Consider the following 24255-nt stretch of genomic DNA (forward strand, 5'->3'; position numbering starts at 1 on the left):
CTTTAAAGTAGATTCTCTTTGTATGTTTAGGTATGGATTTAAGTAAAAAACTCAAACTCATTATTTTATTTTTGTTGTTGTCGATTGCCACGTACGCCCAAAATGCAGATGTAAGCGCGTTGGTAAAAGAGGGGATTGAGCTTAACAACGCGCATAACTATACCGCCGCTATTGAAAAATACAAACAAGCCCTAACCGCTGATCCGGAAAATATCCAGGCTAATTACCAGGTAGCTTTTTCACTATTTTCATCCGGTAAGGGTATGGATGGAGTTCCATATTTAAATAAAGTAGTTAAAACAAGTAACAACTTTACGGGGCCGGCCTACGAGCTCCTGGGGAGCATTTATGATGCCGCTAAACAACCACAACAAGCTATAGATGCTTATAAAGCAGGAATAAATATAAAGCCGGATTACCAGCCCTTGTATTTTAACATAGGGCTGGCCTATTTCAGGTCCGGTAAATATGCCGATGCTGAACTGGCCGCCATGGAAGCTATTAAGCTTGATCCTAAGCACGCCAATAGTCAGCGGTTATATGGTTTGGTAACATTCCATCAAAACAAACGTGCTCCTGCCCTGCTAGCCTTATGCAATTTTTTATTGCTGGAGCCCGATGGCCCACGCTCTGCAGAGGCTTATACCAATATGCAAAGTATTTTAAAAGGAGGAGTACTAAAAACTGAAGGGAAAACAGATGCAGCTAACATCGCCTTAAATAAAGCAATATTCACCGCGGCTGCCACTACCAACAACAGAAGATATGCCTCCCCTGCCGATTTACTGGCCGCCCAGTTAAAGGCCATATTTATAGCCATAGGCCAGCTATCCGAAAAACAAACCGGGAATGAGTTCTTCACGAATTATTACACAGAGTTCTTTTACAAACTAGCCCAAACAGAACACATGCCCACTTTTGCCCGGTTGATGGACCTGAGCGCTAATAAGGCTGCCGATACGCAATGGCTGCAACAGAATGAGGACAAGCGCAAGGCATTGGAAGTATGGGTAGCTGGTGAGGAAAGAAAGTTTTGAGATGCAATAGTTTTAAGCTTTATAACGTTATCAATCACAAGCTTAAATCTATGAAACTGGTAATCCTTATTCTATTTCTTTTTGTTTGCCATGCTGCCATTGGGCAGCATAAGCTGAATGTTACTTTGAAGCGGCAAATGGACAGTGTGATTGTGCTCGATCAGAAGTACCGGGAAGCATTAACTTTTTTAATGGAGCCATCTAAAAGGGATTCTGTAGCTAAAAGTGTATCTCTTTCAATTGCGCATGCGATGAATTATTATTGGAAATTGCAACATCACCTGGATTCGATGAATATTGATTTTGTGGAACAGGTGTTTAAAAAATTCGGCTATCCTGGCAAAACATTGGTAGGTGAACCCACAAATGAAGCTGCATGGAATGTAATTCAACATTCGTCTAAAATTGATAAATATTTACCCATAATTAAAAAGGCTGCGGATAAGGGAGAATTGCCTTATAGGCTATATGCTATGATGCTTGACAGGCAATTATCTAATCATGGTAAAGAACAGATCTACGGCACACAGGCCTCATGCCTACCACTTAAAAACGGAAAGGATATCGGTTGGTACATTTGGCCTATTAAGGATGTGGCCAATGTAAATGCCCGTCGCAAGAAGGCGGGTTTTGATCAAACGGTTGAACAGAACGCGAAAAGGATGGATGTGGATTATAAAGTGATTACCATAGCGGAGGTTAGATAACCAATTCCTGTATTAAAAAGATTACGCTTAGCCATTCCCTTACTTCATATAAAACCATAACTTTGCCCTGCTAAAATTTTAATACTACCATGAGTTTCAGAACCGAACACGATACCATGGGCGAGGTACAGGTACCTGCCGATAAATACTGGGGAGCACAAACAGAGCGTTCACGCAATAACTTTAAAATTGGTCCGGAGGCATCTATGCCTAAAGAGATCATCGATGCGTTTGCCTATCTGAAAAAAGCTGCCGCTTATACCAATACTGATCTAGGCGTATTGCCCGCCGAAAAACGCGACCTGATAGCACAGGTTTGCGATGAAATATTAACCGGCGCTTTAGCCAGCGAATTTCCGCTGGTGATATGGCAAACCGGCTCAGGTACACAATCAAACATGAACGTGAACGAGGTAGTGGCCAACCGTTCACATGTGCTTCAGGGAAATAAACTGGGCGAAGGCAAAACCTTCATTCACCCGAATGATGATGTGAACAAATCACAATCATCAAATGATACCTATCCAACCGCTATGCACATCGCGGCCTACAAAATACTGATCGATGTAACCATCCCCGGTATTGAAAAACTGCGTGATACCTTGCAGGCTAAAGTAGAGGCGTTTAAAAACGTGGTAAAGATCGGTCGTACCCACCTGATGGATGCTACGCCATTAACACTTGGTCAGGAATTTTCAGGTTATGTATCGCAATTAAATCACGGTCTTAAAGCCTTGCGTAATACGTTGGATCACCTATCTGAGCTTGCTTTGGGTGGTACCGCTGTAGGTACAGGCATCAATACCCCTAAAGGTTATGATGTAAAAGTGGCCGAATACATTGCCAAGTTTACAGGCTTGCCATTTATTACAGCCGAAAATAAGTTTGAGGCTCTTGCTGCGCATGATGCCATTGTGGAAAGCCATGGTGCATTGAAACAGATAGCCGTATCTCTAATGAAAATAGCTAACGATATCCGGATGCTGGCTTCTGGTCCGCGTTCAGGTATCGGCGAGATCCATATCCCTGATAACGAGCCGGGGTCGTCAATTATGCCGGGTAAGGTTAATCCAACCCAAAACGAGGCGGTTACCATGGTGGCAGCCCAGGTAATGGGTAATGATGTGGCTATATCTATTGGCGGATCAAACGGACATTACGAACTGAACGTATTTAAGCCTTTAATGGCTGCCAACTTTTTACAGTCGGCCCGTTTAATTGGTGATGCCTGTGTGTCATTTAACGACCACTGCGCAGTTGGTATTGAACCTAACTACGAAGGCATTAAAAAGCACCTGGAAAACTCGCTGATGCTGGTTACCGCGCTTAACCCGCACATCGGTTACGAAAACGCGGCTAAAATTGCCAAAACTGCGCTGAAAGAAGGCACATCACTACGCGAAGCCGCCATAGGCCTGGGCTTGTTAACCAACGAGCAATTTGACCAATGGGTAAGGCCCGAAGATATGATAGGTTCATTAAAATAAGAACCTCAGCCCAAACCCCTCTCCTGAAGGAGAGGGGCTTTTTATTTACTGCTTTTATAGCAAATTTTATGTCAAAGCCTTTTAGCTTTTACTTTCCATCCTCCACCTCGCGCTTTAAGCTTTTGGCTTTAAGCTTTCTGCTTTTGGCTTTCTACTCTTGTACCATGAATCCGGATAAACAAAAGCCGGGCGAAAAATATGTTCAGGGCGAATGGCGCCAGGATTCTGTACCGGCGCAAAAACGATTAGTTGCCTATTCGCTTTATGATCTTAAATTCAGCTGCGATTCGTTCTTTGTAAAGATCAGTTCCTATAGCAAAGTAAATTACGGCGCCGATAGCTGTATGAACAGCGGCCACTGGGCCGAGTACATCAAAGGAACCTATACTCAACGGCAGGATACCATACACCTGAAAGGGGAATTTTGTAATGCTGATGGCAGTTATAAAGATGAGAAAGGTTGCTTCCGTTCCGGCGATTATGAAGAATATTTTAAGGTGAAACAAAAAACGGATTCGCTTATCCAATTTGCCAGTACATCCAACGTTATACCCATCAACGCCCATTTAATAAAACGAACAAGCTGCTCACCAAAACCATTGTAACAATAATCCATCATGAGTATTCATTTGAATAAAATATAAAAGACTTATGATAGCTTTATTGTCATTAAAAAAATTAAAATAATGAAAACCCAATTTTTCAAAAAGATCATCCTGCTTATCGCTGTATTTTATATTCCATTGCAAAGTATGGCCTGGGGACCTACCGGTCACCGTGTTTGCGGACAGATAGCCGACAGTTATTTAACCCCCAAAGCGCGCAAAGCTATACAAGGAATTTTAGGTTATGAGTCGATAGCCATTGGTAGTAACTGGGCCGATTTTATTAAATCAGACCCAGCCTACAACTACATGTACAATTGGCATTTTATTGATCTGGATAAAGGCTATACGTATCCGGAGCTACAGGCTTATTTAAAAGCGGATACTGCTACCGATGCCTATACTAAGCTTAATTTCTTGATAGCGGAGTTAAAAAAACCGGGACTTGCCAAGGCTAATAAATTGATCTACCTGCACATGCTGATCCATATTGTGGAGGATGTGCATCAGCCATTACATACCGGCCATACCAACGATAAGGGCGGTAACGATGTTAAAGTACAATGGTTTGGTAAGGAAAGCAATCTGCATTCGGTTTGGGACAGCGGACTGATCGATATTCAGCAACTGAGCTATACCGAATATGCAGCCATGATCAATCATTCCACCGCGGCAGAGCGTGTCAAATTGCAAAGCGCCCCAATAAGCGAATGGTTATTCGAAAGCAATCAACTGGCCGAAAAATTATACGCCGATACCAAAACCGGAGATAGCCTGAGCTATAAATACAATTTTAAATACATCGACATATTGAATCATCAAATGCTGAAAGCAGGCGTACGTCTTGCTGGTGTATTGAATAAGATATTTGGATAAATTTTTAAGCGAAAGGCCGAAAGCTTAAAGCAAAAAGCTTTTGGCCTTCGGCTTTGTGCTTTAAGCTTAATCGAATGAAAATACTAATGGTTTGCCTGGGCAATATATGCCGTTCGCCGCTGGCAGAAGGCATTATGCAGCACCTGAGTGATGAGCAGGGTTTAAACTGGACGGTGGATTCGGCTGGTACCGGTAGCTGGCATGTGGGCGAAGGACCCGACAAGCGTTCTGTTCGTGCCGCACGTAACCACGGCATCGACATCAGCAAACAGGTTTGCCGTCAGTTTAAAACAAAAGACTTTGATCGTTTTGATCATATTTTTGTGATGGATAAAAACAACCTGAGCGATGTGTTGAACATGGCCCGTGATGACGATGACGCCCAAAAAGTAAAACTATTGCTTGGCGATAAAGTAGTTCCTGATCCTTATTACGATGATAACCAATTTGAACCCGTTTTTGAACTGATTGAAGGTGGTTGCAAGGATATTATTAAAGAGTTGAAGAACCTCACCCAACCCTCTCCAAAGGAGAGGACTTAAAGTGCTTTTTTTAAAGTCTCCCCGTCGGGGGAGATTTAGAGGGGGTGGCTCACCTTAAAAAAAGGAAGATCCTCGCCATACCAAAAAGCACGACCGTGCGGCTGAAAACCTGCTTTAAATAAAACCTTTTGTGATGCCCTGTTTTCGGGATGCGTAACCGCGCATATTTCTTTAAGTCCGATTTCGTTCAACCCGTACGATACCAATGCCTGGGCAAGTTCCGTAGCTATGCCCGATCCCCAGTATTTGAGGTGCAGGCGGTAGCCCAGTTCAATGCTGTTGCTATCAAATTCACTATAGTTGAGGATGCAAACACCCACAAAATCATTATCCGCGAGGTTAAAGATACCCCAGCGCCCCATACCCGATTGCTTTTGATAATCCCGCAGAGTATCCTTAAAAACCTTTTTGCTTTCCTGCTCGGTGCGTTTTTTTACGTAGCGGGTTAAACGCGCATCAGCATCAAGGTCAAGTAAAAGGGTTTCGTCTTCGGGTGTAAATTCACGTATCAGCAAGCGCGGCGTTTGGGCAATAATGTTCATGGTTCTCAAAAATATATTTTTTCCGCAAGTGCTTAGGTAAAAAGAGTGTCATTTAAGTTAATACTGGGCTTGAAGCGGACGTGTTACAGAGGCTGGATTATAATAAAGCCATAATTTGCTTTTTTGTACATTTGCGGCATGGCATCCATCAAACCATCTGTACCCAAAGGCACCCGCGATTTTTCACCAACCGAAATGGTGAAACGCAACTATATTTTTGATACCATTAAAAGCGTGTTCCGTAAATACGGCTATCAGCAGATAGAAACACCGACGATGGAGAATCTGTCAACCCTTACTGGTAAATATGGAGATGAAGGGGATAAGTTGATATTTAAAGTATTGAACAGTGGCAATTTTTGGAATGAAAGTAAATTAAAAGAATATGAGGAACGACTGAAGCAAATTTCTTATAAAGATGAAGAGGGCAGGGATTGTATTAAGTTATTTGATCTTCAAGAAGTTTTTGATTTAAGATCGAAAATTAGGGAACTTGTAGAACCCGAAAAAGCCCTCCGTTACGACCTCACCGTGCCTTTCGCGCGTTACGTAGTACAACACCAGAATGAGATCACTTTCCCGTTCAAGCGTTTCCAGGTACAGCCGGTTTGGCGTGCCGACAGGCCGCAGCGTGGTCGTTACCGAGAGTTTTACCAGTGCGATGCAGATGTAGTTGGTTCTGATTCTTTATTGAACGAGGCCGAGTTTGTGATGATCTATGACGAGGCTTTGAGCAAGCTTGGATTGAAAGATTTCAGCATTAAAATTAATAATAGAAAAATTCTATCAGGTATCGCGCAAATTATAGATAAAGCTGATAACATCATTGATTTAACTGTAGCTATAGATAAACTGGATAAGATCGGACTTGATGGCGTGATCAAAGAATTGCTTGAACGTGGCTTTACCGAGGCCGATATCGACAAGATAAAACCAGTTATTTTACTGGAAGGATCTAATACCGAAAAGCTGCAAAGCCTGCGCCTGGCACTGGCTTCGTCGGAAGTGGGACTGAAAGGCTGTGACGAAATTGAAACGGTGTTTGGCTATATCGAAAAATGCCCATTGCAAACCGCTAAGCTGGAGTTGGACATTACCCTTGCCCGCGGATTAAACTATTATACCGGCGCCATATTCGAAGTAAAAACCAACGAAGTAAACATGGGCAGCATCGGTGGTGGTGGCCGTTATGATGACTTGACCGGCATGTTCGGTCTTAAAGGATTAACCGGTGTTGGGATATCTTTTGGTGCCGATCGTATTTATGATGTGTTGGAAGAGTTGAATTTATTCCCGGCCGCGGCCAACCAAAGCACACAGGTATTGATCTGTAATTTCGACAAAGAAGGCGAGTTATACGGCCTGCCCCTGTTGCAACAACTACGTCGCCAGAATATCAATGCCGAGCTTTACCCCGCTGGCGCCAAGATCAAAAAACAGATGGAGTACGCCAACAATAAAAATATCCCCTACACCGTAGTGATCGGCAGCGAGGAGATACAAAGCGGTTTGTTGGCCTTCAAAAACATGGAAACCGGCGAACAGGAAAAGCTGAGTGCTGATGATATTGTGAAGCGTATGGTTGGTAAATACTAAGAAATACGGGTCATCCTGAACTTGTTTCAGGATCTCACAGGACAATTAACCAGCATGTTGTAAACCTTGCGTGTGGGATGCCGAAATAAATTCGGCATGACAGGATAAATAACAAAACGGCCATCACTTTCAAAAAGTGATGGCCGTTTTTATTTTTCAAAAGCTCCCCTTCAGGAAGCTAGGGGGTTATTTAGGCCCGTAAGTAACTATCGGGATGATCATTTCCTCAAGCGAAATACCGCCGTGCTGGAAGGTTTCGTTATAAAAATTCACAAAGTGATTGTAGTTGTTTGGATATACAAAATAGCTGTCTTCCTTGGCAAATACAAAGCTCGAGCTCAGGTGCAGTTTAGGCAACATGGCATCATGCGGGTTGCGGATGTGGAATACCTCCTTGGCGTTATAATTCAGGTTTTTGCCTTGTTTGTAACGCAGGTTGGTATTGGTATTACGGTCGCCCACAATTTTGCTTGGGTTTTTAACGCGGATGGTACCGTGGTCAGTAGTGATCACCACACGTACCTGTTTGGAGGCCAAAAACTTCAGCAGGTCAAATAAAGGCGAGTGTTCAAACCATGATAATGTGAGTGAGCGGTATGCGGCATCATCACTCGCCAGCTCACGGATCATCTGCATGTCGGTACGGGCGTGGGATAGCATATCCACAAAGTTGTATACCACCACGTTCAGCTCGTTGTTCATCAGGTTGCTTACTGACTCGTTCAAGGCACGACCCTCATCAATGTTCAGTATTTTGTGGTAGGAGTATTTGCACTCTTTGCGTAGTACACGTTTCAAGTGATCAGCAATAAACTCCGATTCATATAAATTCTTACCACCTTCGTCCTCGTCGTTCTGCCACATGGTAGGGTAGCGTTTCTCCATTTCCAAAGGCATCAGGCCCGAGAATATGGAGTTACGGGCATATTGCGTAGCGGTAGGCAAAATACTGTAGTAAGTATCTTCTTCTTCCAAACGGAAATACTCAGATATAATAGGGTTGATCACCTTAAACTGATCATACCTCAAATTATCTATCAGGATAAAAAACAGCGGACCGTTGCCATCCAGTTTAGGGAACACTTTCTTTTTAAAGAGTTGCGGAGAACTGGTTGGGGCAAATTCCGGATTTTTGATCCAGTTTAAATAATTACGCTCAACAAACTTACAGAATTGCACGTTGGCTTCGGCTTTTTGCAGGGTTAATATCTCGTGCATACCGGCGTCTTCCAATTTTTCAAGCTCCAGCTCCCAGTATATCAGTTTTTTGTATACATCTACCCATTCCTGGTGGCTCAGGTTGTCGTTAAGCGTCATACCCAGCGTCCGGAAATCCATCTGGTAGGCCATGGTTGTTTTTTCGGTAACCAGCCGTTTGTTTTCGGTCAGCTTTTTTATGGTGAGCAGAATCTGTTTAGGATGCACCGGTTTAATCAGGTAATCATCGATCTTGGAACCGATGGCATCTTCCATCAGGTATTCTTCCTCGTTCTTGGTGATCAACACAATGGGCACATCATTATTCAGATTCTTGATCTGCTGCAGGGTTTCCAGACCGGTTAAGCCCGGCATGTTCTCATCCAGGAAAACCAGGTCGAAATAATGCTGTTTAAAAGCGTCAACGGCGTCGTTGCCGTTGGTTACGGTAGTTACTTTGTATCCTTTTTCGTTCAGGAAAAGTATATGTGGCTTTAAAAGGTCAATTTCGTCATCGGCCCATAAAATGGTGGTGTCTTGCATAGTAGTATCTGTATTTAAAGTATTCTGAATCAGAATTTTCCGAATTTGAAAATTTTCAGAATGGTATGAATAAGATTAAGTTGATCAAATATCCACTTTTAAACAAGGATATTCTGGTAATTCTTAAATTTTGTAAATTCTGATTCAGACAATAAACCTCAAAGGGAGCGATTTGTTGTTGATAAGTAAAGGTATTAACAAAAATTAACAAACATCATGCGCTTATTTTACCTTTGTTTTACATTTTTGCATCGTAAACATCCAACTTGAATAAAAAGAAAATTATAAACGACCCTGTTTATGGCTTTATCAGTATCCCTACCGAGCTGGTATTTGACCTGATAGAACACCCCTATTTTCAGCGGTTAAGATATATCAAGCAGTTAGGTATGACCCACCTGGTATACCCGGGGGCCTTGCATACCCGTTTCCATCATGCCCTGGGCGCTATGCACCTGATGGCCATGGCCATTGAAACGCTGCGTAACAAAGGGCATCAGATCAGTCATGACGAGGAAGAAGCTTTAACCATAGCCATATTACTGCACGATATTGGTCATGGCCCGTTTTCACATGCGCTGGAGCGTACCATCATAGCAGGTGTAGCGCATGAAGACATATCGGCCATGTTGATGAACAAACTAAACGAGCAGTTTGGCGGTAGTTTAACCATGGCGATTGATATATTTAACGATACTTATCCACGCCGGTTTTTGCATCAATTGGTATCGAGTCAGTTGGATATGGACAGGCTGGATTACCTGAACCGCGATAGTTTTTTTACCGGTGTATCCGAAGGGGTGATCAGCTCAGACCGTATCATCAAGATGCTGAACGTGAAAGACGATCATGTGGTGGTAGAAGCCAAAGGGATTTACTCTATCGAAAAATTTTTGATAGCACGCAGGCTCATGTACTGGCAGGTTTATCTGCATAAAACCGTTATAGCCGGTGAGGAATTGCTGGTGAAAGTATTTAAACGCGGTCGCGAGTTGATATTACAGGGTGAGGATCTGTTTGCCACACCCGCACTGAAGCATTTTATCCAAAGCAATATCAGCCGGGAGGTTTTTAAGAAAGAGGATCATCACCTGGATATTTTCGCGAGTTTGGATGATGCCGATATTATGTCGGCAGTGAAAGTTTGGGCCAGCCACCCGGATTTTTTGTTGTCAACCCTGGCCAAAAACCTGGTTCAGCGAAATCTTTACCATGTTGATATTACTAATGAAGAACCGGATGCCGCATTTGTGGCGCAGCTAACCAAAAAGGCGATGGAAAAATATGGTATCAGCGAGCAGGATGCCTCCTATTTTGTTTTTACCACATCCATACGTAACAATGCTTATACAGCCGGGGATGGTAATATAGGCATACTGATGAAAGATGGAGAGGTATGTGATATAACCAAAGCCAGCGACAACTCAAACCTGGAAGCGCTGATCAAAACGGTTAAAAAACATATTACCTGTTATAGTAAAGATTTGTTGTAGGGGTAAATGACCGGCAAGGTGTCCTAACGCTGAGCACTGACTTTTGGCCCGATAAATGAAGATATGATTAATATTTAATACAAAAGCCGGTACGCATAACTAACAACTAATTAATAATTTGCTGCTTTAATTTTAACATTTAAATTTGTCGATGCAATTTAGTGCTCAGGAAATAAGTTTATTACTCAACGGAACTGTTGAGGGCGATGCTTTTGTGAAGGTTGATAAGCTGGCTAAGATAGAAGATGGCGATGCCGGAAGTCTTACGTTTTTGGCCAATCCCAAGTACGAACAGTTTTTATATACCACCAACGCTTCTGTGGTTATCATCAATCAGGATCAGCAGCTTAGCGGGCCGGTAAAGGCTACTTTGATACGTGTTGAAAATGCTTACAGCGCGTTTACGGTTCTTTTGGAACAATATAATACCCTTAAACTAAACAAAAAAGGCATCGAGGAGCCTTGTTTTATACACCCAACAGCTCAAATTGGCGCCGACCCTTATATAGGCGCGTTCGCTTACATCGGCACCAACACAAAAATTGGCGATAATTGTAAAATATATCCTAATGTTAACATTGGCGATAATGTTACTATCGGCAATAATGTTACCTTGTTTTCGGGGGCTACTGTTTATTTCGATTGTGTGCTAGGTAATAACGTTACCATACATTCGGGAGCGGTGATTGGCAGCGATGGTTTTGGCTTTGCACCCAATCCCGATGGTACTTATACAAAAATTGCACAGATTGGCAATGTGGTTATCGGGGATGATGTTGAGGTGGGAGCCAATACCGCTATTGACAGGGCCACCATGGGCTCAACCCTTATAGGTAAAGGTGTAAAGATTGATAACCTGGTGCAAATAGCGCACAATGTTGAGGTTGGCGAGCATACGGTTATTGCAGGCCAGGCGGGTATATCCGGCAGTACAAAAATTGGCAAAAATGCCGTTATTGGCGGCCAGGTGGGTATTTCCGGTCATTTAAATATTGCCGGCCGCACACAGGTATCAGCACAAACAGGCATCAACAGCTCCATTACCGAAGAGGGTATGGTTTGGGGCGGTACGCCTTATATGCCGTTTAAGGATTATCTGAAGGCGCACTCTAAATTAAGGAGGTTGCCTGAGATTGACCGCAAGGTTTATGAACTCGAAAAATTAATTGAAGAACTCAGAAAAGGTAATCATTAGTTCGCAGGTTCATTAGTTTTACGGAAGTTTTTCCCGCGATTACTGATGAATTATTTTAGCAATGAACAACTGAACTAATGAACGACTGAACGTTGTAAATATGAATGTAAAACAAAGAACTATTAAAGCGCCGGTATCGGTTTCGGGTACAGGCTTACACACTGGTCAGCGTGTAACCATGACCTTTAACCCGGCGGCAGAAAACCATGGCTATAAATTCAGAAGGATTGATATGCCTGGTGCGCCGATCATTGATGCCGATGTTGATAATGTGACCGATACTTCGCGTGGTACCACCATTTCACAAAATGGGGCCACCGTAAACACGGTTGAACATGTGTTGGCTGCGCTGGTAGGTATGGAGATAGACAATGTGCTGATAGATATGGATGGCCCAGAAACACCCATTATGGACGGCAGCTCTATACAGTTTGTTGATGTGATCATGGAAACCGGCCTGATTGAACAGGATGCCGACCGCGAATACTATCATATACCTTACAATATACATTACTCTGAGCCCGACCGTAAAGTGGAGATGGTGGCTATGCCGCTTGATGATTACCGCTTTACCTGCATGGTTGATTATAACTCACAAGTATTAGGCAGTCAACATGCCAGTATCTCAACCATTGCCGAATTTAAAAAGGAAATAGCCTCATGCCGTACCTTTTGCTTTTTGCATGAACTGGAAATGTTGTTAAAGCACGACCTGATTAAAGGCGGCGACCTGAACAACGCCATTGTAGTGGTGGATAAAGAGGTCGATGAGGAAGAACTAAGCCACCTGGCCAAACTCTTTAACCGTAAAGACATAAAAGTAGCGCCGCAGGGTATATTAAATAATATTGAATTACGCCACCAGAATGAGCCCGCAAGGCATAAACTGCTGGATATGATAGGCGACCTGGCCCTGGTTGGTGTTCCGCTGAAAGGACATATCATGGCCGCAAGGCCCGGTCACGCGGCTAACGTGGCTTTTGCGAAAAAGATAAAGGCGCTTATCAAAAAAGAAAAGAGCCGCAAACACGTAAAGGTGTATGACCCTAACATGACACCGGTATATGATACCGTTCAAATCATGAAGATATTGCCACACAGGCAGCCAATGCTGATGATCGATAAGATCCTGGAGCTGTCAAAAAGCCATGTGGTAGGATTAAAGAATGTGACCATGAACGAGGACCTGTTTATGGGGCATTTCCCGGGTTCGCCGCTTTTTCCTGGCGTATTGCAGATAGAAGCCATGGCGCAAACCGGTGGTATCCTGGTACTAAACACTGTACCTGATCCAGAAAATTATATTACCCTTTTCCTGAAGATAGAGAACGCCCGTTTTAAGGACAAGGTTGTGCCTGGCGATACCATCATATTCCATTGCAACCTGCTTGCCCCTATCAGACGTGGTATTGCCCAAATGAAAGGTATTGGTATGGTTGGCTCACGTATTGTGGTAGAAGCCGAATTGATGGCGCAAATTGTAAAAGTTAATAAAACCAACGAAGCATGATCCAACCCTTAGCATACATACACCCGCAGGCTAAAATAGCCGACAACGTGGTGATTGAACCTTTTGTGACTATCCACAAGGATGTGGAGATTGGCGAAGGTACCTGGATCGGCTCCAACTCCGTAATTATGGATGGCGCCCGCATCGGTAAAAACTGCCGCATATTCCCCGGCGCGGTAGTATCTGCCCCTCCGCAGGATCTGAAATATAAAGGCGAGCAAAGCACCGTATCTATAGGTGATAATACCACCATACGCGAGTGCGTTACGCTTAACCGGGGTACCGCCTTGGATAAAAATACCACCACTATTGGCAGTAATTGCCTGCTGATGGCTTATGTGCACGTAGCGCATGATTGCGTTATCGGTGATAATGTGATCATTGCCAACTCGGTACAACTGGCCGGACATATCAATATTTACGATTATGCTTTTGTGGGTGGCTCATCTGCCGTACACCAGTTTGTAGAGATCGGCGCGCACAGTATGATATCTGGTGGGTCGCTGGTACGTAAAGATGTTCCTCCGTTTACCAAAGCGGGTCGCGAGCCGCTATCATACGTAGGTATCAACTCCGTTGGTTTACGCCGCAGAGGCTTTTCAGCAGCAACCATTAACGAGATCCAGGAGATCTACAGGATCATATTCCTGAAAAAATATAATGTGAGCAAGGCCCTTGATATTATCGAGGCCGAGTTTACCCCAAGCATCGAACGCGATGAGATCATTAACTTTTTGCAAAACTCGCAAAGAGGTATCATGAAGGGCTTTGGGAATACTTAATTTTTAGTCTGAATCAGAATTTACAGAATTTTAGAATTAGCTGAATTCTTACTATTCTGATTTTAATTGGATCTTTTATTATTCTGTATATCTTGAAATTCTGTAAATTCTGATTCAGACAATATGAACATCACCCTTCAAAACATCGGCCGTAGATTTAACCGCGACTGGATCTTCAGGGGGGTTGATTATACTTTTAACAGCGGTCAGGCTTACGCCATATTAGGCCCTAATGGCTCTGGCAAATCAACACTGCTGCAGGTTTTAAACGCCAGCCTCACACCCTCGGCAGGTACCATCAGCTATACTTTTCAGGATAAACCGGTTGAGGCAACGGAGGTGTTTCAGCATCTGAGTCTTGCTGCACCATACCTGGAGCTGATAGAAGAGTTTACCCTCACCGAGATGGTTGATTTTCACTTTAAATTTAAACAATACAAACCCGGTATCGACAAAAAGGAACTGATCGGTTTGTTAAGTTTGGCCAAAAGCGAAAACAAGCTGATCAGGTATTTTTCATCAGGTATGAAACAGCGTTTGAAGCTGATACTGGCCTTTTGTGCCGATACCCCTATCCTGATGTTGGATGAACCCACATCCAATCTGGATACGCAGGGTGTTGACTGGTACCTGGGCCTCGTGGAGCAGTTTGCGCACAACCGCCTAACCATCATCTGCTCAAACCAGGAGCACGAGTATGGCTTTTGTAATGAACGCCTGGGCATTTCGGATTACAAACAATAGAGATTTGAGATGTTAGATATGAGATTTGAGACATGTGATTATCAAATATTTATTCATCTGGCTTTATAAAAAATCTCAAATCTCATATCTAACATCTCAAATCAAATTTCTAATTTTGCGGCCTCAATATTTTTTTATGGCTAAAGCATCAGATGTTAAGAATGGAAATGTGCTTCGCTTTAACGGCGAATTAGTGCAGGTTGAAGAGTTTTTACACCGTACACCAGGTAACTTACGTGCATTTTACCAGGCCCGTATGCGTAACGTAAAATCAGGAAAATTGGTTGAATACCGTTTCCGTACCGACGAAGAGGTAGATATTGCCCGTGTTGAAACAAGCGATTATCAATATTTATATGACGAGGGCGAAACATTGGTAGTAATGGATAATACTACTTATGATCAGCATAGTATCCCTAAAAAATTATTTGGTCCCGCGGTTAAATTTTTAAAAGAAGGCATGAACGTGATTGTTGCTTTTGAAAGCGAAGAACCGATCATGGGTTCTATCCCAGGCTCTGCCGAACTGGAAATTACTTACACCGAGCCTGCTGTTAAAGGCGATACCTCAAGCGGCGCACTAAAAAATGCTACCGTTGAAACCGGTGCCGAGATCCGTGTGCCACTGTTCATTAACATTGGTGATAAAGTAAAAGTAGACACCGCTACCGGCACTTACGTTGAGCGTGTGAAAGCGTAGCCCCCTAACCTTCGCCGGCTGGCGGAGAACTTTTGAATTACATATTACGTTACATGATAAAAAGAAAGAGGCTGTCTCAAAAGGATAGCCTCTTTATATTCATTAACCGGGCGGGATATTGCAGCTTCCATGGTATAGATTTACTGCAAGATTAAAGTTTTTCAATCAAACAACACCGTCCGTGCCCTGAATGAAAATGAAGGAAAAGGAACAATACAGGTCAGAAATGATTGAACTCGTCATTTTTGGCGAACCGTTGGTGCATAATCATTTTACTATCTTTGCATCATTACCACAAATAAGTTCATTACATGGAAGATGTAAATCTTTGGTTAGACCATCCGAAAAAAGATTAGAAAGAAGTTAAGAAAAAAGAGATTTTGTTTAAACAAAATCTACTGGAGAGCAACCTTGATTTTTTTCAAGGCAATTTTTTATGCTTATCCATCAACGTTTTCAATAGCTAATTTTTAACTTCATAATGAACAAAAATGAATACAATTTTGTGGATAATACAGGGACTTCTTGCTGCTTTTTTTATTATGCCTGGTTATGGGAAAATAAGTGGCAGCAAAAAAAAACACGTTTCAGACGGACATTTGACACCGAATGATTCTATAATACCAATCCGAATATTAGGAATTTTTGAGTTGTTAGGTTGTTTTGGTATTATAATTCCGTGGCTTACAGGTATTGTGCCAATTTTAACGCCAATCACAGCCGTTTGCTTTTGCATAATTATGGTAGCAGGTATGTTTGTTCATACTAAAAAGCAAGAATACAAAATGCTCCCAATGTTGATTATAGTTTTTATACTGTCAGCAGCTGTGGTATATCTTAGGTTCGCTGCGTTAGCATAGCAATACCTTCCCTCCCAGGGGCAAAAAACAGCATCAGCCAGCAGGTTATTTGGCAATTTTGAAGCAGACGGAAGTGCATTAACATTTGTACTTTCGTCTTGCTTTTGTAACAACTTGAAGTTATAAATTCAGCGTGAAATAACACATCACCAGAACTCATTATGATCCTTAAATAAATAGATCAAGATCGGGTTACTTTCTATCGCTCATAACCTCAGAAAATGGAAAGCCTAAAGGCTTATTCGTCCCTTTTCGTCAAAAAATCAACCTACACAACAAGCAAACAGCCGCTTTTAAGCAGATATACCTTTACTGCCTAATGAGCTGCCAAAACTATCTCAATAAAAAGAAACCGCCTCATAATTACTTATGAGACGGCCTCTTTCTTTTTATGTCTGTCTCCGCGCGTCATTGCGAGGTACGAAGCAATCTCTATGCTATACAGAGCGAATCTGCTTATCGGGGATTGCTTCGTACCTCGCAATGACGTGTGGGTTATTAATTGTTTCATGCACCCCCCCTTCAGGGGGCCGGGGGACTAAAACTCCAGCTCCAACAACACCGGGCAATGATCGGAGTGTTTGGCTTCGGGTAAAATGGCGGCACGTTTAATGGTGGCCTCCAGTTCGGTACTGGCCATGGCATAATCAATACGCCAACCTAAGTTTTTGCCTCTTGAACCCGCTCTGAAACTCCACCAGGTATAATTATGCGGTTCTTTGTTCAGGTGACGGAAGGTATCGATAAAGCCCCCTTCGATGAATTTCTCCATCCATTCGCGTTCTTCGGGCAAAAAGCCGGAAGAGTTGGCGTTTGATTTAGGGTTGTGGATGTCAATAGGACGGTGACAGATATTATAATCACCACATACCACCAGTTTGGGATATTGGCTTTTGAGCAGTGTAAGGTATCTGCCAAATTCATCTAAAAACCGGTATTTAAACACCTGGCGCTCATCGCCGCTGGAACCCGACGGAAAATAAACGCTCATGACGGATACTTCGTCAAAATCAATGCGGATACAACGGCCTTCACGGTCAAAATCAGGGATGCCGCAGCCATATTCAATATGTTTAGGTGTTTGTTTACTAAAGATAGCGGTACCACTGTATCCTTTTTTTTCGGCCGGGAACCAGTAGTGTTTGTACCCCAGCTGGTCTACCAGTCCAAGATCGGTTAATACATCAGGGGTCGCTTTAATTTCCTGGAGGCAAACCACATCGGCATCAGTAGCCTGTAACCAGGCCAACCAGTTTTTACTGATGGCCGAGCGGATACCATTAACATTATAGGTTATTATTTTCATTTTGGAATTTAGATGTTGGATTTTTGAACGACTAAGGTACGATTTTTTTGATTTTGGGAATTGTCAGAACCCCGATTTACTTGATTAGGGAATAAAAGGATTTTCTAGTCAAATCGTAATCAGGGCCATCATTTAATCCCTTAATCATGGTTCAAACAAATACATCCGAAACCCGATATCAACGTAGTATTTTATCCAATTGCCGGCACTCTTTCTTACTGAGAATCTCTACTGTCATAGGAACATCCGTTAGTGGGCGATCACACGCATCCTTTTTTACGGCAGCAATACGGTCCACCATATCAAGCCCCGAAATTACCTCACCATAAACAGTATAATTTTGGTCGAGATGAGGCACCCCGCCAACAGATTTATACCATTCCCTTTGCCATGCCGGTATCTTGCGGCCTTTCAAACGGGTTTTCTCCAGTGTATCCAGCTTGCCATCAGTAAAACGTTTGCCTTCGGTGATATAGAACTGGCATCCGCTTGATGCTTTTTTCGGGTTCTCGTCGCGTGCCGCGGCCAGTACACCCCGCTTGTGAAACAGGCTGTCCCTGAACTCAGCAGGTACGGTATAACCCACATCGCCATCGCCCAGTTCCAATTCAGGTATTGCCTTTTTTGAATCAGGGTCGCCACCCTGGATCATAAAGTTCTGTATCACCCGGTGAAATAAAGTGCCGTTATAAAAGCCTTTTTTTGCCAGTTTTATAAAATTATCGCGGTGCAGAGGCGTTTCATTATATAAGCGGATGATACAATCGCCATAACTGGTTCTAATGCGTACATACTGGTTTTTAGGTGGCCCGGCAAAGGCGGCAATACTCAGCAGGAGCAGAGTTATAGTAAAGAGTTTTTTCATATATCGTTAGATCGGTTAGTACGTCATTGCGAGCGTAGCGTGGCAATCCCTAATATACAGAGCGGCTCTACAAATCGGGGATTGCTACGCTACGCAATGACGTTATTTTTTACGTTTTTACGCTTTTTGCAGTGAAGCCGCAAAAAGCATCTAATTTCCCTCCAGTTCTTCAAAATAACTGATCATCAGTGATTTGAGGATCATCTCCTGCTCCAGCAAGGTATAATTAGGGATAACCTTTGTTCTTTTCCAATGCGGCCAACCGTCCTGGTCAAGGCCCTCCAGCTCATAAAAACCCAGCATACTAAAAAGGCGGCAATTGGCAATATGCATCAGCTCTTCCTTCTGGCGTTTGCTGAATTTGCGTGGTCCCTGGCCCAATTCCTGCACACCAATTAAAAACAGCATTACTTTCAGATCGGGTTTTTCGTTATCAAAATCCTGGGCAATACGTTGCTGCAGCGCATCCCATTTCACATTAATTTCGGCAGGTGTCATACCGGCAAATATAAGTGATAAATTTGTTCATAGTTGAGGGCAGATGGTTCATAGATGATAGTTCATAGTAAAAGGCTATGAACCATGAACTATCGACTATAAGCTAATAAACAAATGTGCGGTTATCATAAATGTTACAATGTTGCGTTATTTTTAACATTTTATTAACTATTTTTGTGTGATCTTTTGATTAATGACACTTAAGGTGAAGAAAAACAGGTTACATATAATATACTCATGGCTATTGCTTATTTGCTTTATAGCCGGTCAGTATGTTGTTTATACTCATCAACACCTTCTTGTTAAAACTACCGGCTCGGTTTACGCAACCGCCGACCATAGCCACCAACAACAAACAGTTAAGGAAAAATGTTATCTGTGCGATGCCATGCATCACCAGGCAGCTGTTATTGATCAGGCATTTTGTTTAGTGCCACAAGTAGCTACCCTGCATTTTTTTAAAGCCAGCGACTATAGCTTCGTAAGCATTGCGCTCGTGCTGGCTGCCGGTCGTGCCCCTCCCGTACTTTCATAATATCATTTTTTCCTGCAAAATAGGCCACCATTGGTGTGGTATTTATTGATCCCCAAATTCTTTTATTATGAAATTAAAGCTAATTAGTAGCTTATTATTGCTTTTTATAGGTTTTTCTGCTTTTGCGAATGCGCATACAATTACAACAAAAAACGCGGCTGTTGAAGAGGCCGTGGGCACTTTAACCGGTACGGTTACCGACAAAGCCGACGGCAAACCCGTTATTGGTGCTACCGTAAGCATCCCCGATCTGCATACCGGAGCTATTACCGATGTAAATGGTAAATACGTGTTAAACCATGTTCCCCGTGGCGTTTACCTGGTACAGGTAAGCTATCTTGGATATGCCACTTTCAACCAAAAGGTTGATCTTTCAAAAACATCTGTGTTTGATGTAAAGCTGCAAGCTTCGTCATTGGAGGCTGGTGAAGTAGTGGTAACCGGTGTAAGTAAAGCTACCGAGATAAAACGCAGTCCCGTACCTATGATAGCCGTAGGTAAAGCCTACCTGGAACAGCGCGCAGCTTCGGGTAATATTATTGATCAGATTGCTACCCTGCCAGGTGTAAGCGCGGTTACTACCGGTCCAAACGTATCCAAGCCATTTATCCATGGCCTGGGCTATAACCGGGTAATTACCTTACAGGATGGTATACGCCAGGAAGGTCAGCAATGGGGCGATGAGCACGGTATCGAAGTTGATCAAAACTCGATTGACCGGGTAGAGATCATCAAAGGCCCGGCCAGTTTAACCTATGGTTCTGACGCAATCGGTGGTGTGGTTAACCTGATTACCCCGGCACCCGTTCCTGAAGGTAAAATATTAGGTTCGGTACAAGGTATTTATGGTACCAACCAGGGTTTGCTCAATGGCTCTTTCCGATTACAGGGCAACCAGAACGGCCTGATCTGGGGAACGGTAATATCAGCTAAAGAAGCTAAGAATTATCAGAACCAGCAAGACGGCCGGGTATATGCTACCGGTTATCAGGAAAAAGATGCCCGTGTAATGGTGGGTCTGAACAAATCATGGGGCTACTCTTATTTACACGCTTCTGTTTTTGATGATAAGCAGGATATCCCAGATGGCAGCCGCGACTCGCTTACCCGTAAATTCACCAAGCAAATAACCGAAGACGGCGCCACTGCTATCGTTCCGGAATCTGAACTAAACTCCTACCGCATCCCGACCCTACATCAACGCGTTCAGCTTTACCGCATCTATAACAACAGTAACTTTATTTTAGGTAATGGCAACCTGCTGGTTAACCTGGGCTATCAACTCAGTCACAGACGGGAGTATACCCATCCTGAGTATGGAGATATTCCAGGCTTAAACCTGCATTTGCACACTTACACCTATGATGTTAAATACAACTTTAACATCGGCGATGATTATGAAACCACCTTTGGTGTAAATGGTCAGTATGGTAAAAATACGATCGATGGCGCCACTGATTTTCCTATCCCGGCCTATCACCAGTTTGATATCGGGCCTTTCTTTGTGATCAAGAAAAGCTTTGGTAAACTCGATCTTTCGGCCGGTGCCCGTTTTGATTCACGCTCTTTCAAGGGCGATGCCGCTTACGTAGATACTATTGGCGGGCCTCATGGCTTCCCTCAGTTATACAAAGGTCCCAACCCAACCACCGCGCCTAACGTTACATCACAGTTTGACGCCCTTAGCAAAACTTTCACCGGCTTTTCGGGCAGTTTTGGTGCAACCTACAATGTATCCGACCAGTTTTTGTTCAAGGCTAATCTTGCCCGTGGTTTCAGGGCGCCGAGTATTGCCGAACTATCTGCCAATGGCCCCGATCCAGGTTCACAGATCTATCACGTAGGTGATAAGAACTTTAAACCGGAGTTCAGTTTTCAACAGGATATCGGCGCGTTCTTAACACTGCCAAATATCTCTGCCAGCGTGGAGTTGTTTAATAATGAGATCTCTAACTACATATTTCAACAGCAGGAGCTGAACCCCGATGGCAGTCCGGTGATCACCCAAGGTTATAATACTTTTACCTATGTACAAAGCAAAGCCAGGATCTATGGCGGCGAAGTTAATGTCGATTTGCACCCATTGCCATGGTTGCATTTTGAAAACTCACTGAGTTTAACTTACGGTGAGAACAAAGGAAACGGTGGTCCAGTGCCCGATAGCTTAAAATACTTGCCGTTCATCCCACCATTGCATACCCACTCAGAATTGCGCGGAGCGTTTAACGGCGGCTTTGGCGACTTTAAAAATCTGTATGTTTTTGTTGGCTTTGATCATTACAGCGCCCAAAACCGTTTCTTTTCCGCTTACGGTACAGAGACTGCCACCGCGGGTTACAATTTGCTAAGTGCAGGCTTTGGTGGTAACATTGTCAACAAATCAGGTCAGCCGGTTTTGAAACTGTTTATTGAAGGCACTAACCTGGCTAATATAAATTACCAATCAAACATGAGCAGGCTTAAATATTTCGGTAATCCTACCGCCCCTGATGGTATTAATCATGGTATTTTTAATATGGGCCGTAATATCAGCTTTAAGGTGGTTGTACCATTTGGTTTCAACACCGGTAAAAAATCATAAGTTATTTTATACCTTTTGAAAAACATGAAAAGCTCTGTCCGTCAAAGGCAGAGCTTTTTTTGTATACTGGTGAAAGCATTTAAAGGGAATCATCAAAATATTTGATGATTCTGTGATTTACAAGGTCAAAGTATTTAGGTATTTTTGAGGGAAAAAGTAAAAGAAGGGGTGTCATGGTGAGCCTGTCGAACCATGGTGCGTGGGGCATCTCCGCGCGATCCTTCGACAAGCTCAGGATGACAGGCCAGTAAATAATAAAATTAAATGCTCTTAACTGTTCAATCACTGGCAGGTCTGCCTGCCGCCGCCGAAGCGATCATAACCCAAGCGGCCAATAACAGGATATTTCTTTTTTATGGCGATATGGGGGCCGGCAAAACCACCCTGATCAAAAGCCTGTGCAGTTTTTTAGGTACAATGGACGCGGTTACCAGCCCTACGTTTGCCATCGTGAATGAGTACCAGGGCCCGAAAGATAAAATATATCATTTTGATTTTTACCGGCTTAAAGACCAAACAGAAGCGCTGGATATGGGTTATGAAGAATACTTTTACGCGGGCGTCTACTGTTTTATTGAGTGGCCCGAAAAGATACCCGACCTGCTGCCGCCGCATTATACCAACATCAGGATCAAAGCTTTAAACGATGGTTCGCGACAGGTTAATATTGAAAATTTTTAGTAAAACAAGAGAACGAATGTGCGGATATCAGACGTGCAGATGGGGTTCTGGAATGCATAAAAAAGCAGTAATTCACTAAATCGATAATTCAATAAATCATTAATTATATTTATCTTCATCAGCCACAATTAAAACATCATGAGTTCAGGGATATACAGTGGGTTTTCTGACATTGCCAAACAGGCAATGATGCAGCCTCAGGAGTCGATGCTGGAGGTTAAGAATAAGAAGAATAAGTTATACATCGGCATTCCAAAGGAGGTTTCGTTCCAGGAGAACCGTATTCCCTTAACCCCGCTGTCGGTAGCTTTGCTGGTTAATAACGGGCACGACGTTATTTTAGAAAGCAACGCGGGCCAGGCCGCCAATTTTTCTGACAAGGATTACAGCGAGCAGGGTGCCCGCATTGTTTACGATCATAAATCAGTATACGAAGGGGCTGATATCATCATCAAAATAGCTCCCCCTACCATGCAGGAGATCGAATTGATGAAACCCGGACAGATATTGATATCTGCCCTGCAACTGGCCACCTTAAAGGCCGAGTGTCTGCATGCGCTGATGGCCAAAAAAATTACCGCGCTTAGCTTTGAACACCTGCGTGACGAGGGAAATACCCTGAGCGTGGTACGTGCCATGAGCGAGATTGTAGGCGCCACATCAATATTGATAGCGGCCGAATATTTAAGCAATGTGTTTGACGGCAAAGGCCTGATGCTGGGAGGTATCACGGGCGTACCCCCTACCGAAATTGTGATCCTGGGAGCAGGTACCGTTGGTGAATACGCAGCCCGCACCGCCATATCCCTGGGTGCCGAAGTAAAAGTTTTTGATCCATCGATATACAAACTGCGCCGCTTGCAAAATAACATTGGCAGCCGGGTTTTTACCTCGGTAGTACAGCCTATTGTGCTCGAAAAGGCCATTACCACCTGTGATGTGGCCATTGGCGCCATGAGGGCCGAGGATGGACGCAGTCCGTGTATCATTTCTGAAGCTACTGTAAGTCGTATGAAACGCGACTCGGTAATCATCGATGTGAGTATAGATCAGGGTGGTTGTTTTGAAACATCAGAAGTTACCAATCATACCCATCCGGTGTTCCGCAAGCACGATGTTATCCATTACTGTGTACCCAATATAGCTTCGCGTGTGGCCCGCACAGCTACTTATGCACTTACCAATATATTTGCCCCCATACTGCTGGATATCGGCGATCAGGGCGGTATTAAAAACGTGATATGGCAAAAGTCGGGTGTGCGTAATGCGGTATACATTTATCATGGGCATTTAACCAATAAACATATCGGCGAGCGTTTTTCCATTCCCTGTAAAGATCTGGATCTGCTCATCGTGTCGCACCGGTAAATCCT

General features: G+C 43.3%; 23 protein-coding genes. 18 read left to right on the top strand and 5 right to left on the bottom strand.

The genetic code is table 11. The annotated features are described in order from the left end of the window. Positions 1-32: 32 nt before the first annotated feature. The 6 genes from BLR84_RS24740 to BLR84_RS24765 all read left to right on the top strand — a co-directional run bounded on the left by BLR84_RS24740 (position 33) and on the right by BLR84_RS24765 (position 5254). Entirely contained in the window at positions 33-1037 is a 1005-nt protein-coding gene (locus tag BLR84_RS24740; protein WP_090472947.1) for a tetratricopeptide repeat protein, read from the top strand. A 50-nt stretch (positions 1038-1087) separates the two neighbouring features. Next, positions 1088-1744, top strand: a complete 657-nt coding sequence (locus BLR84_RS24745) for a DUF6624 domain-containing protein (RefSeq protein WP_090472948.1) — start codon at positions 1088-1090, stop codon at positions 1742-1744. 89 nt (positions 1745-1833) lie between these two features. After that, positions 1834-3231 carry a class II fumarate hydratase gene (fumC, locus tag BLR84_RS24750; RefSeq protein WP_090472949.1) on the top strand — a complete coding sequence of 466 codons (1398 nt, stop codon included), beginning with the start codon at positions 1834-1836 and terminating at the stop codon, positions 3229-3231. A gap of 68 nt (positions 3232-3299) precedes the next feature. Beyond that, the gene (locus BLR84_RS24755) at positions 3300-3836 is read left to right on the top strand and encodes a fumarate hydratase (RefSeq protein WP_143013993.1); all 537 of its coding nucleotides are present in this window, start codon (positions 3300-3302) and stop codon (positions 3834-3836) included. Between the two features lie 81 nt (positions 3837-3917). Then, the gene (locus tag BLR84_RS24760; protein WP_090472951.1) at positions 3918-4712 is read left to right on the top strand and encodes a S1/P1 nuclease; all 795 of its coding nucleotides are present in this window, start codon (positions 3918-3920) and stop codon (positions 4710-4712) included. A 74-nt stretch (positions 4713-4786) separates the two neighbouring features. Next, complete coding sequence (locus BLR84_RS24765) at positions 4787-5254, top strand: low molecular weight protein-tyrosine-phosphatase (RefSeq protein ID WP_090472952.1); 468 nt, start codon at positions 4787-4789, stop codon at positions 5252-5254. 35 nt (positions 5255-5289) lie between these two features. On the opposite strand, the gene BLR84_RS24770 is transcribed toward BLR84_RS24765, so the two are convergent. Then, on the bottom strand, positions 5290-5796 hold the full coding sequence (locus BLR84_RS24770; protein ID WP_090472953.1) for a GNAT family N-acetyltransferase: 507 nt from the start codon (positions 5794-5796) through the stop codon (positions 5290-5292). A gap of 138 nt (positions 5797-5934) precedes the next feature. Between BLR84_RS24770 and hisS the strand changes: the two genes are divergently transcribed. Beyond that, positions 5935-7392, top strand: a complete 1458-nt coding sequence (gene hisS, locus BLR84_RS24775) for a histidine--tRNA ligase (RefSeq protein ID WP_090472954.1) — start codon at positions 5935-5937, stop codon at positions 7390-7392. Positions 7393-7578: 186 nt separating this feature from the next. Here hisS and BLR84_RS24780 read toward each other — a convergent pair whose 3' ends face one another. Then, a complete protein-coding gene (locus BLR84_RS24780) occupies positions 7579-9132 on the bottom strand; it encodes a T9SS response regulator signal transducer PorX (RefSeq protein WP_090472955.1) in 1554 nt (517 codons plus the stop codon). A 266-nt stretch (positions 9133-9398) separates the two neighbouring features. Between BLR84_RS24780 and BLR84_RS24785 the strand changes: the two genes are divergently transcribed. The 7 genes from BLR84_RS24785 to BLR84_RS24815 all read left to right on the top strand — a co-directional run bounded on the left by BLR84_RS24785 (position 9399) and on the right by BLR84_RS24815 (position 16416). Next, positions 9399-10625: an HD domain-containing protein gene (locus BLR84_RS24785; RefSeq protein ID WP_090472956.1), complete on the top strand. Its 1227-nt coding sequence runs from the start codon at positions 9399-9401 to the stop codon at positions 10623-10625. 151 nt (positions 10626-10776) lie between these two features. Further along, positions 10777-11820, top strand: a complete 1044-nt coding sequence (lpxD, locus tag BLR84_RS24790; RefSeq protein ID WP_090472957.1) for a UDP-3-O-(3-hydroxymyristoyl)glucosamine N-acyltransferase — start codon at positions 10777-10779, stop codon at positions 11818-11820. Positions 11821-11920: 100 nt separating this feature from the next. Continuing rightward, a complete protein-coding gene (locus tag BLR84_RS24795; RefSeq protein WP_090472958.1) occupies positions 11921-13330 on the top strand; it encodes a bifunctional UDP-3-O-[3-hydroxymyristoyl] N-acetylglucosamine deacetylase/3-hydroxyacyl-ACP dehydratase in 1410 nt (469 codons plus the stop codon). Further along, positions 13327-14112 carry an acyl-ACP--UDP-N-acetylglucosamine O-acyltransferase gene (gene lpxA, locus BLR84_RS24800; RefSeq protein WP_076371333.1) on the top strand — a complete coding sequence of 262 codons (786 nt, stop codon included), beginning with the start codon at positions 13327-13329 and terminating at the stop codon, positions 14110-14112. Before BLR84_RS24795 ends, lpxA begins: the two co-directional genes overlap by 4 nt. A gap of 123 nt (positions 14113-14235) precedes the next feature. Continuing rightward, the gene (locus BLR84_RS24805) at positions 14236-14856 is read left to right on the top strand and encodes an ABC transporter ATP-binding protein (RefSeq protein ID WP_090472959.1); all 621 of its coding nucleotides are present in this window, start codon (positions 14236-14238) and stop codon (positions 14854-14856) included. A gap of 136 nt (positions 14857-14992) precedes the next feature. Beyond that, positions 14993-15556 carry an elongation factor P gene (gene efp / locus BLR84_RS24810; protein WP_090472960.1) on the top strand — a complete coding sequence of 188 codons (564 nt, stop codon included), beginning with the start codon at positions 14993-14995 and terminating at the stop codon, positions 15554-15556. A 491-nt stretch (positions 15557-16047) separates the two neighbouring features. Continuing rightward, complete coding sequence (locus BLR84_RS24815) at positions 16048-16416, top strand: DoxX family protein (RefSeq protein ID WP_090472961.1); 369 nt, start codon at positions 16048-16050, stop codon at positions 16414-16416. A gap of 538 nt (positions 16417-16954) precedes the next feature. Here BLR84_RS24815 and BLR84_RS24820 read toward each other — a convergent pair. The 3 genes from BLR84_RS24820 to BLR84_RS24830 all read right to left on the bottom strand — a co-directional run bounded on the left by BLR84_RS24820 (position 16955) and on the right by BLR84_RS24830 (position 19085). Beyond that, entirely contained in the window at positions 16955-17722 is a 768-nt protein-coding gene (locus BLR84_RS24820) for an exodeoxyribonuclease III (RefSeq protein ID WP_090472962.1), read from the bottom strand. A gap of 178 nt (positions 17723-17900) precedes the next feature. Then, positions 17901-18587, bottom strand: coding sequence for a peptidylprolyl isomerase (locus BLR84_RS24825; RefSeq protein ID WP_090472963.1), 687 nt, complete (start codon positions 18585-18587; stop codon positions 17901-17903). 150 nt (positions 18588-18737) lie between these two features. Next, a complete protein-coding gene (locus BLR84_RS24830) occupies positions 18738-19085 on the bottom strand; it encodes a hypothetical protein (RefSeq protein ID WP_090472964.1) in 348 nt (115 codons plus the stop codon). Positions 19086-19278: 193 nt separating this feature from the next. On the opposite strand from BLR84_RS24830, the gene BLR84_RS24835 reads away from it, so the two are divergent. From BLR84_RS24835 to BLR84_RS24850, 4 genes are all read left to right on the top strand, one after another. Continuing rightward, complete coding sequence (locus BLR84_RS24835) at positions 19279-19620, top strand: hypothetical protein (RefSeq protein ID WP_090472965.1); 342 nt, start codon at positions 19279-19281, stop codon at positions 19618-19620. A gap of 67 nt (positions 19621-19687) precedes the next feature. Then, a complete protein-coding gene (locus BLR84_RS24840; RefSeq protein WP_090472966.1) occupies positions 19688-22201 on the top strand; it encodes a TonB-dependent receptor in 2514 nt (837 codons plus the stop codon). 264 nt (positions 22202-22465) lie between these two features. Beyond that, on the top strand, positions 22466-22882 hold the full coding sequence (tsaE, locus tag BLR84_RS24845) for a tRNA (adenosine(37)-N6)-threonylcarbamoyltransferase complex ATPase subunit type 1 TsaE (RefSeq protein WP_090472967.1): 417 nt from the start codon (positions 22466-22468) through the stop codon (positions 22880-22882). A gap of 138 nt (positions 22883-23020) precedes the next feature. Next, on the top strand, positions 23021-24250 hold the full coding sequence (locus tag BLR84_RS24850) for an alanine dehydrogenase (RefSeq protein ID WP_090472968.1): 1230 nt from the start codon (positions 23021-23023) through the stop codon (positions 24248-24250). Positions 24251-24255: the final 5 nt, after the last annotated feature.

This window comes from Mucilaginibacter sp. OK268 (assembly GCF_900103125.1).
In the GTDB taxonomy this organism is placed as follows: Bacteria; Bacteroidota; Bacteroidia; order Sphingobacteriales; family Sphingobacteriaceae; genus Mucilaginibacter.